This is a genomic window from Photorhabdus tasmaniensis (genome assembly GCF_011189505.1).
Lineage (GTDB): Bacteria > Pseudomonadota > Gammaproteobacteria > Enterobacterales > Enterobacteriaceae > Photorhabdus > Photorhabdus tasmaniensis.
In genome coordinates this window covers 19072-28735 of the sequence record NZ_PUJU01000057.1, presented here as the reverse complement: position 1 = coordinate 28735, position 9664 = coordinate 19072, and the positions used below count along the sequence as shown (strand labels likewise).

10 protein-coding genes and 3 pseudogenes are annotated in these 9664 nt (G+C 43.1%); 6 read left to right on the top strand and 7 right to left on the bottom strand.

The features are described from left to right. Nucleotides 1–145: 145 nt before the first annotated feature. The 4 genes and pseudogenes from C5471_RS19690 (at nt 146) to C5471_RS19670 (ending at nt 3092) form a co-directional block, all read left to right on the top strand. Nucleotides 146–748 (top strand): inovirus Gp2 family protein, encoded by a 603-nt coding sequence (locus tag C5471_RS19690; RefSeq protein WP_207627408.1) that lies wholly within the window; start codon nt 146–148, stop codon nt 746–748. A gap of 401 nt (nt 749–1149) precedes the next feature. Next, nucleotides 1150–1991: pseudogene (locus C5471_RS19680) on the top strand (DUF3987 domain-containing protein). Continuing rightward, complete coding sequence (locus tag C5471_RS19675) at nt 1942–2397, top strand: DUF3987 domain-containing protein (RefSeq protein ID WP_166296297.1); 456 nt, start codon at nt 1942–1944, stop codon at nt 2395–2397. The pseudogene C5471_RS19680 and the gene C5471_RS19675 overlap by 50 nt, the downstream one beginning before the upstream one ends. 416 nt (nt 2398–2813) lie before the next feature. Further along, the gene (locus tag C5471_RS19670; RefSeq protein ID WP_133815216.1) at nt 2814–3092 is read left to right on the top strand and encodes a helix-turn-helix domain-containing protein; all 279 of its coding nucleotides are present in this window, start codon (nt 2814–2816) and stop codon (nt 3090–3092) included. Nucleotides 3093–3160: 68 nt separating this feature from the next. Here the strand turns inward: C5471_RS19670 and C5471_RS19665 are convergent, their stop codons facing one another. Further along, the gene (locus C5471_RS19665) at nt 3161–3592 is read right to left on the bottom strand and encodes a hypothetical protein (protein ID WP_133815217.1); all 432 of its coding nucleotides are present in this window, start codon (nt 3590–3592) and stop codon (nt 3161–3163) included. A 53-nt stretch (nt 3593–3645) separates the two neighbouring features. Here C5471_RS19665 and C5471_RS19660 point away from each other — a divergent pair. Further along, a pseudogene (locus C5471_RS19660) lies at nt 3646–4389 on the top strand (IS5 family transposase). Nucleotides 4390–4913: 524 nt separating this feature from the next. Here the strand turns inward: C5471_RS19660 and C5471_RS19655 are convergent. The 6 genes and pseudogenes from C5471_RS19655 to C5471_RS19630 all read right to left on the bottom strand — a co-directional run bounded on the left by C5471_RS19655 (nt 4914) and on the right by C5471_RS19630 (nt 9077). Further along, nucleotides 4914–5114: a hypothetical protein gene (locus tag C5471_RS19655; RefSeq protein WP_166296294.1), complete on the bottom strand. Its 201-nt coding sequence runs from the start codon at nt 5112–5114 to the stop codon at nt 4914–4916. 104 nt (nt 5115–5218) lie between these two features. Next, a complete protein-coding gene (locus C5471_RS19650; protein WP_166296292.1) occupies nt 5219–5365 on the bottom strand; it encodes a hypothetical protein in 147 nt (48 codons plus the stop codon). A gap of 59 nt (nt 5366–5424) precedes the next feature. After that, nucleotides 5425–6147: a helix-turn-helix transcriptional regulator gene (locus C5471_RS19645; RefSeq protein ID WP_133815219.1), complete on the bottom strand. Its 723-nt coding sequence runs from the start codon at nt 6145–6147 to the stop codon at nt 5425–5427. Nucleotides 6148–6388: 241 nt separating this feature from the next. Next, nucleotides 6389–7273 carry a GTPase family protein gene (locus C5471_RS19640; protein WP_133815220.1) on the bottom strand — a complete coding sequence of 295 codons (885 nt, stop codon included), beginning with the start codon at nt 7271–7273 and terminating at the stop codon, nt 6389–6391. 178 nt (nt 7274–7451) lie between these two features. Next, nucleotides 7452–7691, bottom strand: a complete 240-nt coding sequence (locus C5471_RS19635) for a helix-turn-helix transcriptional regulator (protein ID WP_133815221.1) — start codon at nt 7689–7691, stop codon at nt 7452–7454. Between the two features lie 255 nt (nt 7692–7946). Continuing rightward, nucleotides 7947–9077: pseudogene (locus C5471_RS19630) on the bottom strand (ISAs1 family transposase). On the opposite strand from C5471_RS19630, the gene C5471_RS19625 reads away from it, so the two are divergent. After that, complete coding sequence (locus C5471_RS19625; RefSeq protein WP_133815222.1) at nt 9076–9597, top strand: hypothetical protein; 522 nt, start codon at nt 9076–9078, stop codon at nt 9595–9597. The pseudogene C5471_RS19630 and the gene C5471_RS19625 overlap by 2 nt on opposite strands. Nucleotides 9598–9664: the final 67 nt, after the last annotated feature.

Here is a 9664-nt window from a genome sequence, read left to right as displayed (position 1 = left end):
ATCACGAGTGGTGTCGTGAAGACGTTCAAGTTTGATTTTTTGTTCTGATGTAATAAATATTTTCATAGCGAGGATAATGATCTCCATTTCGGATAAAATCAAGCATCTTCAATGATTACGGGTATATATCAAATCCTATGGGCCATTGAATAAATATCAGCTCAAACGTATAGAGCAGACAATAGATAAAGCGCTGGTTGAGTATCCCAGGGTGTTAGCGGTAAGGGTGGACCTGCATATGCCCGCTCGCAGGATACTCTGCGATATGCTCACTGCAGATGATTTTGCCAGAATAGATGCGGCTGCGATATCCTGGTTTACTGCTTCATTTAAAGAGAAACTAAAAAACCATCAGCTTAAACTGAAAAAAGAAGGTAAGCGGATACGTAAGACATCATCCCGTTTTATGTGGTCAAGGGAATTTTGCTCTAGCAGTTATAAAAAACACTATCATATACTTCTTCTGCTTAACCGGGATGCGTTTAACAGTCTAGGCTCGTTTGAGAGTGATAACGGAACATTGCTTTGTCTTATACGGGAAGCATGGATGAGTGCTATTGGTTTGATTTACCCGAAAAATAAAGAACTAGTAGAGATACCTGAAAACCCATGCTATTACATAAATGCAAAAAACGGCAAGCAAAGTGAGGCTTACAGAAAGTTAATCTATCGCACGAGTTACTTTGCTAAAGAGAAAAGTAAATGCTTTACGGATGGAGAACGTAATTTTGGCTGTAGCCTTAAGTGATTTAATCTGAATCGTTGCAGTGCTGAGTAATTAACTGGTTTGGTTGTTCCTATACGTATTTGAAGGATTGTTTTATTAAGCAAGCTGGGTTTTACCAATTTGAAATTAAAGCGAATCAGCAAGGCTATTTGCTGGTTGAAGAAAATATGGCGAATGTAACTTTCTAAGAAGATGTTTTTGAACATGATTACGTTTTTTTAGATGTCAACTAATTCAGTCCAAATCAAGCTAATTGCAAAGAGGTGTATTCACAATATAAAAACATCAGCTTAGGTTGCTCTCATGCTCTTCATCCGGAAGAGTTTAAGGAGGCTGATGTGTATATTAATCAAGGTGCAAAAGATTTTCCGGAAATCTATTTTCCGTCATGTTTTAATCTGGTAACGCGAGCGGTACAGACCATGACGCATTCACCTACTGAGATGATTGCAGGCATACAGCTAGCGGTGATGTCGCTGGCTGCTCAGGCATTGGTAGAGGTTGAATACAGGGGAGGGCGCAAAAGCCCTGTTTCTCTCTTCAGTGTCGTTATAGCCGAGTCGGGGGAAAGAAAAACAGCGGGAACCTGCTATTAAAGCCTGTTCTGGAATGTCAGCAGAAGCACCTGAAGGGATATGAGGAGAAAAAGAATATTTATGAGGCAGATTTACGGGTGTGGAAATTAATAGAAAAAACAATAGCCAGACAGATAAGAAAAAAACAGGAAACGGGGAAGGACAGTACATCTGAGCAGGGTAAAATGAAGCTGCATTTTATCAATAAGCCCCTGCCGCCTAAGCGACCAAAACTTCTGTACAGCGATGCGACGCCTGAGGCCATTATGCAGGGTCTGTATGAGAGTGTAGGCACAACCGGGTTAATCTCTGATGAGGGCGGCGTCATTTTTAACGGGCGTGCGATGGGGAATACGCCCCGTTTTAATCAGCTATGGGATGGTGGGTGTGTTGATGTGGAGCGAAAAGGTTATCGCCAGATTATCGACGGTGTCAGGTTCATGGTACTTATTATGACTCAGAAAAATGAGCTGGCTTTGTTCAGGAAAAAACATGGAGCTCGTATTCTGGGTAATGGCTTTTTTGCCCGCTGTCTATGGACTGTTACTAAATCGACACAGGGTGTCAGAACCCATCAATCTGATGTTCTAGATGATACCAGTGCGCTAGATAAATTTTACAAACGGATTGATGAATTGCTTGAACAAACACTGGGGAGTCACGCCCCGCGTTCTACGTTTTTCTGCTGAAGCTGAGCAGGTGTTTGCACGATATCAGAATCAAACAGAGCAAAGAATACAAACAGAAAAAATGAAGCATGATGCATTGCCGGGTATTTTGTCGAAACTTCCGGAGAATGCTGCAAGGCTGGCTGCACTCATGCACTTTTTTTATGAATCTGAAGGTCATGAATTTAGAGGCGATGAAATTGATAAAACCAAGCTGGAACATATTTTTCCTGTTATCGAATATTATTATCAACAGGTCGTAGATATATTGACCTCAGGATTGGGTACTGATGAAGAAGATGCCTGTAAGCTCTATCAGTGGTTGCGTACCGGCCATTTCAGCCAATGCACGCAAGTGGTAAAATCCCAGCTCAGACGTTATGCACCCTACCAACTTCGTGACGGGGCTCGCTTTAACAAGGCGTAAATCTCTTGAGGATACCGGGCATGTATCAGTGCAGCCGAATAAAAACCCCAACGGCACTGTCAGTCAAATGGTGCATATCAACCGGGAATGAATGATTTGTACAATTAGTCCTCTGCTTTTCCTGCTCCGCAGAGCAGAAATCGCAGGAGGTATATTGTTTGAAAAATTATTTTTCGTGGAAAGTAAAATCACTGCCAGTGCCCGGAGAAACCAGGCCAGTGCAGTTTAAACCTTTCGGATATTTCTTTTTTGGAAGCTGAAGCCAGACAACCAACATGCACGTGTGAACGTTTTCCGGACTATGTTTGCCATGCTGAATTGAAAGGCTTTTGCGTGTCAAAGGCGATATTGTTCTTCTGAAAGATAAAATGTCTTCCTGAGTGACATTTTGCATTTCTGTATGACAGGAGCGATTGATGATTAAATGCCACCTGAGCAGGCTGATAGGAGAGCGCAAGTTAAAAGTTGCTGATGTGGTGCGCGACACAGGGCTCCCCCGCAGTACTATCACAGCGCTCTGGAAAGATACCGCCACCCGGATTGAACTGCCAATGCTAGGTATCCTTTGCCAGTATTTTGACTGCACTATGGGTGAGCTACTGGAATATCACCCATATAAAAACTTCGACGAACCAACTAAAGAGGGAAAGAAATCCAAAGAGTGTTCGGGGCCTGTGTGGTATATGAAAAAATAAAACAAAACCATTAACCAGTTAGGTACGCCGTGTTAATGGTTTTGTCGCCTGATATTCATCAGTATGTTTTACCTACATAGAGAGCGCTTACCAGCATCGCATTCAGCTTTATTGATATACCTACTTAAAACACTTCCTACTGGGTTTCCATAATCAGTATCGCGATAAACATCTATCAAAATAGAATACGTCTGGTTGGCATTGTATTCATTCCCATCATTCAGCTTGTAATTATAAATTGCGCTAAGCATTTGAATTGGTTGCTCATAACCCGGCATAACACTCCATGTAATAATCTGCTTAACATTCGTAATTTTAGTGCCTTTATATTTGTTTAGTGAGTCAAGCCTGATTTTGTGTTCAGACATTGATTTTTTAGCACTATCGTAGCATTCGGGACGCTTGCAGTCGTATGACTCGTAATTTATTCCTTTGCAAAATTCATCAGAACGTTCAATCCCGATTTGTATGTTTTTTACTACACTAGATAATGTCGTCATGAATTAATTTATGTAATAATAACGCCATGATTACACGAATGGATGACTTAACCATGAGCATACCCGCACACCGTCGTCACGATATCTCTGATCGTGTTTGGCATTGACTTAAGCCTCACTTACCAGGACGTCAGGGTGCCTGGGGACGTGTCGCTTATGATAATCGACTATTTATTAATGCGGTATTCTGGATTTTACGGACAAGTGCCCCCTGGCGAGATTTACCCCCCGATTATGGCGATTGGAAAAATACGCATCGCCGTTTTTGTCGGTGGCGTGACAAAAGCGTATGGGAAGGATTGTTTGAAGAACTCATCTCTGAACCGGATTTCGAATGGCTGATGATTGACGCCAGTCACATTAAGGTTCATCCCCATGCCGCAGGGGCGGAAGGTGGCAATCAGGATATGGAGCGTACAAAAGGGGGCTCAATACCAAGATACACTTGGCCGTGGATGCGCATGGTATGCTGGTCAGAGTACTTATTACAAGCGGTTCCACAGCGGATTGCTCACAAGCTGAGGTCTTGATTGAAGGAATAGATGCGGCACATTTATTGGCGGATCGGGGCTATGACAGCAATGCCGTTGTTGAACAAGCAGAAAAACAAGGTATGGAAGCGCAAAGTGAGACGAGAATATGACCGTGAACTCTATCGGCTCAGGCACTTAGTTGAAAATGCTTTCCTGCATCTTAAACGCTGGCGTGGTATAGCGACTCGTTATGCCAAAAATAGTGGCTCATTTCTTGCTAGTGTTCAGATCCGCTGTCTCGCTCTTTGGTTAAGCATTTTATGACGACACTATCTAGCAGTGTCATCAATTATTTTATCCAGTTTTGTATTCCAAATTTCCATCGAGGACTCAGGGGACATAATACAGGTGTATTTTACAATTTGTCGTCTCTGAGCATCACTCTCATCTTCCCATTTAAATGATTGACAACGGCTACGATGTTCCAGTGTCGTGCCCAGGGTTCTGGTTGAGTCGAGATTTGATAATATTTGTGACTTTACAATTTGCTGATTGTCAGAAGCAGATACACTATCACAGCCAGCGACAATAAAGGCTGAGCAACCAATAAAAAATCTAGTTAGTACTACAGCCGTAATTCTCTTTCTCAACAAACGGCATATTCATAGATAAAGATTAAATCATTACGATTTCTTCGTGTTGTAATCATCAGAAAAAATACAAATTTTTTGTTTCTACGGCTGTAGTATTAGTACTTGTCGTTTAGACATGAGTTATTCCTTATTGAAAATAGATAAAAATAATCAGGCCTGCCTAAAGCAAGCCTGAGAAGGTGAGGTGTTCTGGCTCTAATGAATAAGGGGCACATTATCGATGCCCCTATAAAGTAAATCGGTGCCAGTTTTGATCGTATCGGTCAGGCAGGAATGGCGTTCCATTTCTTTCCCCATATAGCTCATGACACTGAAACTGGCGTCAGGCTTGCCTTCGTACTCTTCATAATTGATAGCAATTGCGCCTTCAATATCAGTACCCGTTCCTCGTAACACAAACGCTCTGGTGCCCGTAAAATCATTCACAGTAATAGACTGTTGCGCTGCGCCTGAATTTATATCCAGCTTAATGACTGAGTTTCCTCCTTCTGAATGACTATCTATACGGTAGTCTGGCTATGACTAAGCATCATAATTTCGCCAGTATCCAGTGTGCATTTTAGGTCCCAGCTTTCCTGAGCTGCTTGCGAAGAACTGACCACCAACATGAGCAGATACAGGGATGCTTTCAATTTGAAAATACTCATATAACCTACTGATTAAGTCGGAAAAAATTATTCTGCATCGAGAAGCTCCATCTCCTTTTTTAGTACTGGTTTTTTGATGACAGACATTTTTTATATGAACGATAATTAATAGAATTCATTACATCATGGATATAAGGAAAATGAGGTAAGGATGCGACGAACCGTTCACCCGCAGTGAGATCGCAGATGTCATCCCTGCGCACAAAATTCTCCGTTGTTAGTGTCACCAGGCTGATACTCGCCACTGGAATAACCCTGATTATTCCGGCCTGGCAGGCAACTAGATACCAATTACCTTCCGTGTGAATAAGACGGTAAGGTTCAAGGGCTTCGTGGGAATCATCGCCGGTAAGCAGACGAATACAGTTTTGCTGACAGACTGCCTGAATCAGCCGGTGAAAGCATTCTGATGGCACAACCGAATCAGTATGCAATGAAGGCCAGATAAGACAGGGGGAATATGACGTTTCACCTGTGAGGTAATGTATCAACCTGCGATCAGGCGAAGGAAACAGATGAGTAATACCGGTGTTGCGCATAAACGCCAGAAGATCTAACGAACTGTCCGAAAAGCGTTTCCCATCAAGTCGCCAGCGTCCATTCTCACTGACAATATTAAGGTGGAGTAGTCGTTGGTGGAAATCTCGCTGCAGGGTTCGTTCAGATACGCCAAATTCCTCTGCCAAGGTTTTAAGGTCAAGAGATTCTCCTGACAGTAACCTGCTGATAATCTGTGTCAGCCTGATGGCAAACCGGTCATAACGAGTCGCTGTATTGTTCATCAGAAAAAACATCTAGGGATAAATTGCTATTTATTTCATGAGGTTATTATGAATCATGGGGACGTTAGGATATGTCGTAGAAACAGGAGGAATAGAGAAAAAACATTCAAATAAATAATTACGTAACGGATTGATTAACAATAACTATTTTTTAGAGCGGTAGAGTGAAAATAGGTTACGACATATCCTGTCGCTGAAATTCATAATCCTCAGGTGGCTGTAAACTCAATGGGTGGATATATCAGAAAAACCAATGCCACATTGCTGTAGCAGCATTCATCAACCCTTCTCTAAGCAATCCTAGCCCGTTACGTATCGCATTGGGTAGAGGAATGGCCTCCAGAATCCTACTCAATAACTCTCCCAGCAAATCCGCAAAGTCCTTTCGGGCCTTCGTCTCCGATTCTTTGGTTCGATGTTCTTCCCTGATCTGGCGAAACACGCCACTGCTGGCCTCTGGTGGCAGGGCAAAAATCATAGTTTCTACCATGCGAGGCAGGTTGTAGCCGGTTGTTGCTGAAACAGCATGAACCGGGTAAGGGGTGAAGAACTGGCGGGAAATAGCAGCACTTCTGGCTGTGAGCGTCAGCAGCTGCTCTGAAGAAGGAATCCCTTTTTCGCGATTCCATTCCAGTGATGGTTCAGCCTTGTCAGCTTGGTTGATAACAAAAACAATACTGCCTGTCGACACACCACAATCCAGGAGAAAGCAGTGGAACTCTTCATCTGTGGCACAGGCTCGGTCATCGGCCTTCATCACCCAGAGGATGAGGTCCAGTTTCGGCAACTGTTCCTGATACATTCGACGATATGCCTTATCATGCTCCAGCGATTCACCTGCACCGGGCAGATCGACCAGCGTCAGGCAGCGTCCCCTCGCGTTCAAGGTAAAGCGCAAAGGTCTACGTGTGCAGCCTTCCGTATGACTGACCAGGCTGAGAGGTTGTTCAAAAAGGGCATTGCATAGTGAGGACTTTCCGGCACCTGTTTTGCCCATGATGCCAATCACGGGTTCGTAATGAATACTCTGGCGTATACGCTCCAGCACCACACTGGAGATATGCCCGGGAAGAAGAGATAAATGTTGCTTCAGGACATTAATGCCCTGTTCAGTGGAATCAGACATGCAGCCTCCGGAATAAAAGAAAAACCAATACAGCAACATCAATGCTGATGTATTCATTGCGGTATTACAGGTCTGATTTTTTTTACATTAGAACTACGGGGAGGGGGTATGTGGTTTTGATGGAGCAAAACCGGAAGCATCGCCCCCGGTTCGTTGATGTGATGCAGGTAAGTATCATCTATCGTTGCATTAACCATTCATTCAGTTCTAACTCCAGCCAGCCAACGGATTGCCTTCCCAAGCGGCGTTGTTTCGGGAACGTTTCGTCGTAGCGTGGTGATTTTGGGTTAAGCCAGTCGTATATGGTTGAGCGTGATATTCCCATTTTTTTCATGACATCTTTTAGCCTCAAAATTCTCGGTGAATCAGGAGTGTTTGTGTAATCAGCTTTATGTGAGGAGAGGTGGTTTAGTAACATATCGGCTTCCTTAGGATGCGTTTGTTCTGGTGGGTTCATGTTGCCAACTGAGCCGAAGCCGTCATACACTCGAAGTTATATTTAAATAAAATCACTTGAGGGCTTTACTTTTTATTTATGCAAAATTTGAATGGAGGATTTTTTGATGGTTTTTACCTGCAACTCTGTGCTGCCTTTGAGGATAAATTTCTTGAGCTGGGGAGGAAACTTGAAGCTGAAAAGAAGGGGGACTACCCAGGGCAACCGCACTAATGTTCAAATATCATCCAAACTAGAAAAACCCGCTTGTAATACCTGTTCCAGAAAATCAATTTTCATCCAGGCTCGTTTACGTTTCATTCTGATACTTAATTGAGTGGTTTCTTTTTTTAGCATATTTAGCGCTATCCGCCTTAAGAGCGCGATATTTTCCGGGGCGTTTTTATGATAGATTTGGCAGTCATCTTCCCGGAAGGCGACATCCAGTATCCAATGAAGAGTATTCTCGATCTGCCAGTGGCTGCGTACGGCTTGAGCAAACTGTTCTTCTGTTAACGTTGCTGAACTGATGTAGTAACGGTATTCCAGACTGGGGGATTTGCCTTTTTCTTGTCGGTATCCTACGGTCACACCAACAGTTTTTAATTCAGGCCACCCTGGGAAATGGGACGCTAATGACGTGGCATCAATGACATGGCTTTGCCTGACTTCGATACGCCCATGTCCCTGCTCTATTTGGCCTTTTTCTCTTGTCGAGGGCAACGAGAGCGGTTGTGCCAGTGCCTCCCTGACTGCCCGGTGGAGATTTTTCTGATTGGCTTTCACACTCAGTAGATAATCCGCTCCCGCATCAATAATTTCCCGGGCTATCTGGGTTTGGCATCCCATCGCATCAATGGAAATGAGTGCCCCTTTCAGTTCCAATAGCTTAATCAGTTCAGGGATGGCCGTGATTTCATTTGACTTATTTTGGGTTTTCACCTGACCAATGACGAGTTGGTTCGTGGCTGAGTAAGCACTGACCATGTGGAGAGTCGAATAACGCGCTTCACAAGAATAAGAGCCGCGCAGGACTTTACCGTCAATCGCCACTAATTCGCCTTTGGTGAGCTGATGAACTGAGTTCATCTAATTGATAAAGCAGAGGTTAAACTGTTCTGGTTTGATGCGGGAAATAATCCGTGCAATGGTGTCGTCAACAGGAACGCCTTCCTTGAACATCCCTTGTTTAAGAAACCAGTCGTGGTGACCTTCAGTGTATTCTTGAATATCACTCCAGCCCTCAGCACCCGCGATAACAGCGCAAAGTGAGGCAAAAAGAATGTCAAATAAAGGGTAAGCCACTTTGGCGGATTGACGTGGATCTTCAATATCCGAGAAATGGTCGGTGAAACTCTCAAGATACATGGTATTGACTCCCAAAAGGGAGTATAAGATCACAGCTATTTGTCCGAATCAACTTATTTATTCGTGGTCAAAAAACGTTCGAGATCTTGCCCTGGGGGACTACCAGGACGTCCTACGCACTTACAGGCAAAGAGCTCGTGATACTATTGAAGAGTTTAAAATCATTGAATTAGCAAAGAAGCAGTATCAATCTATTTTAGATATGACTTGTAGTGATAATATTCGTTATTCAATGGAATACATAAGTATTGATGGGTTGATGGTTGAGAAACTCTTTATTTATAAGAAAACGTATGAAGAGAGTCGGGGTGAAACTCGTAGCAAAATGGTTGGGCATCAACTGACTGGCCTGGCGAGACAATATGGTACGCATTATGAGTCTTTATATCTTCCTCTGGCTGTTGAGGATTTTTATTGGGCACAATTTCAGTATGAGTTAGGTAATAAAAAAGAGAGTTGTAAATGCCTACTCGATGCTTTTTCTTACATCAATAGCTGCATTTCTCAAAATGATAGTTGAGAATTACCAGAATATCATAGATTCAAAAGGGATTTTGAGAAAGCTTGCAAAAAAATGAATTCAAGTA

What these genes read in the sequence shown, in the direction of transcription:
- C5471_RS19670 (WP_133815216.1), top strand. Translation starts at nt 2,814, where the DNA reads ATGATTAAATGCCACCTGAGCAGGCTGATAGGAGAGCGCAAGTTAAAA.
- C5471_RS19665 (WP_133815217.1), bottom strand. Translation starts at nt 3,592, where the DNA reads ATGACGACATTATCTAGTGTAGTAAAAAACATACAAATCGGGATTGAA.
- C5471_RS19650 (WP_166296292.1), bottom strand. Translation starts at nt 5,365, where the DNA reads ATGAGTATTTTCAAATTGAAAGCATCCCTGTATCTGCTCATGTTGGTG.
- C5471_RS19645 (WP_133815219.1), bottom strand. Translation starts at nt 6,147, where the DNA reads ATGAACAATACAGCGACTCGTTATGACCGGTTTGCCATCAGGCTGACA.
- C5471_RS19640 (WP_133815220.1), bottom strand. Translation starts at nt 7,273, where the DNA reads ATGTCTGATTCCACTGAACAGGGCATTAATGTCCTGAAGCAACATTTA.
- C5471_RS19635 (WP_133815221.1), bottom strand. Translation starts at nt 7,691, where the DNA reads ATGTTACTAAACCACCTCTCCTCACATAAAGCTGATTACACAAACACT.
- C5471_RS19625 (WP_133815222.1), top strand. Translation starts at nt 9,076, where the DNA reads ATGGTATTGACTCCCAAAAGGGAGTATAAGATCACAGCTATTTGTCCG.